The sequence below is a fragment of the Thiomonas sp. FB-6 genome (assembly GCF_000377645.1).
In the GTDB taxonomy this organism is placed as follows: Bacteria; Pseudomonadota; Gammaproteobacteria; order Burkholderiales; family Burkholderiaceae_C; genus Thiomonas_A.
Map to the genome: position 1 here is coordinate 1 of NZ_KB898546.1, position 1,373 is coordinate 1,373.

The 1,373-nt window shown below is 64.2% G+C and carries 1 protein-coding gene and 1 pseudogene; both read left to right on the forward strand.

Going from position 1 to position 1,373, the window contains the following annotated elements; translation table 11 throughout:
- Positions 1-667 (forward strand): annotated as a pseudogene (locus D466_RS0119960) (hypothetical protein); the annotation flags it as partial.
- A 2-nt stretch (positions 668-669) separates the two neighbouring features.
- Complete coding sequence (locus D466_RS23040) at positions 670-1,215, forward strand: hypothetical protein (protein ID WP_018915438.1); 546 nt, start codon at positions 670-672, stop codon at positions 1,213-1,215.
- The last annotated feature ends 158 nt before the right edge of the window (positions 1,216-1,373 follow it).

Genomic DNA, 1,373 nt, shown 5'->3' on the forward strand with positions numbered 1-1,373 from the left:
CGTGTACGCCGCACGCAGGCGTCAGTTCCTGAGCGCCATGCGCAAGCACGAGCAAGCCCTGGACAACTACCGCCGCGCAACGGCGCGCGGAGCGCCCCAGGGTTTGCCCAGGACGCAGGCGCTCGAAGCCGTACGGCGCTCGGGCCAGGACCTGAACGACGCCTTCCGCCTTGAAATCAACATCGCCCTGAAGCATTCGTACGCGCGCTCGACCATGATGACCCCCGCGGGAAGGCGCGTGCCGGACCGTGTGCGCAACAGCCCCAAGATCACGCGCCTGGACCTGCGCTCGCTCACGCAGGCAGGGCATCTGGGGTGGTTTGGCAAGGTCGCGAATCGACTGGGTCCCGGGCTAGTGGTCGTCGACGGCATTCGACGCGTCAATCATGTGCATGACATATATGCGGCCGGTGGCGACTGGCATCGCGAGGCTTTCCTCGAAGGATTCGGAATGGCGGGCTCCGGCTTTGGCGGAACCGTAGGTACAGGCGCATCGATTGTGCTGATCGGTGGGGTCGCGGTCGTTTTCAGATCCCCCGCGCTGACAGTCGCGGCCACGGTTCAAGGGGTTTCAGTCACAGCGCATGGCATGGACACCGGCGAACAACTCGGCAGACAGTTCGGTGGCTGGCTCTACGACCGCGTTGCTCCTTATCTGAAGCATTGATCATGGTGAACGACGAAGCCTTCTTGCCGCTCGTTCTTGCAGGCGGCATGGCCTTGCTGTGCGGCTTGGTCGCGATAGTCATGTTCGGATTCGGAACGGTTCGGCGCCTGCGCAAGCATCCGGAGCTCCGGGATTCGTTCGGATTGCAGCCCCTGCCGGGTTTCGCAACCGTCAATGCGGCTTTGGCGCTCACGGTGCCCAGATCCTTTGCCCGAATGCTGGCGATGAGCCCCTTGTTCCCGCTGATGGCCAATGGCCTGGCCCTGCACAGGCACACGAGCCCTGGAGAGCGCCGCCTGGCGCGCTTTGCCTTTCTCAGCATGTTGTCGTACGTGTTGATGTCCTTTGTCTTGTCGGACCTGAAGAAATGGGGTCCCGTGACCGGTACGGCAATCGCCGTCGGCCGCGCCGCAGCCTACCTGCTGGCGTTCGGCTCGCTTCCGAGTCTTCTGACCTTCGGCGAGGTGCGCCGTGCGCAGAGGCTCAAGACCCGTGGCCCCAACAAGCTCGACGACTGGTGGGCCGAACTCATGGACAGCCTGAAATGACCTGTCCTGGCATGCCTGCGCCGGGCCCCCTCGCGGGCGCTTCGACGCACGCTAGAACACGGCCATTCGCGCGAACCCCATGAGACGGCGATGACCAACGAGGCACTCCAGGGCCTGCTGCTGAGAGGCTTCGCCGGCGCCTTCCTGGCGTGGGTATT

Excerpts from the sequence above, each read along its gene's own strand:
- D466_RS23040 (WP_018915438.1), top strand. The coding sequence starts at position 670 with ATGGTGAACGACGAAGCCTTCTTGCCGCTCGTTCTTGCAGGCGGCATG.